The organism is Streptomyces beijiangensis (assembly GCF_017315755.1).
Classification (GTDB): Bacteria; Actinomycetota; Actinomycetes; order Streptomycetales; family Streptomycetaceae; genus Streptomyces; species Streptomyces beijiangensis.
The window spans coordinates 1-219 of the sequence record NZ_JAFLRJ010001509.1 but is presented as its reverse complement, the minus strand read 5'-3'; the positions used below and the strand labels follow the sequence as shown (position 1 = coordinate 219).

General features: G+C 44.3%; 1 pseudogene. It reads left to right on the top strand.

Annotation, left to right across the window (positions count from 1 at the left end):
- Window positions 1–22: 22 nt before the first annotated feature.
- Window positions 23–219, top strand: a pseudogene (locus J0695_RS46530) (hypothetical protein); the annotation flags it as partial.

The window sequence follows — 219 nt, the reverse complement described above, 5'->3', positions numbered from 1 at the left end:
TTTCAGAGACGTGGACGCTATGATGAATACGCTCGATACGTATAGTTTTTCTCAATATGTCGAGGTGTTCTCTTCAGACGTTTATTTGAAAACAATCGGTATAACAATTTGGACGGCGTTGAAGACCACTGTTTTATGCCTTGTGATGGCGTATCCGGCGGCATATTTACTCGTTAAGGCGCCAACCGGCAGGCTGCGGGCTTTGTTTTACATTTTGCT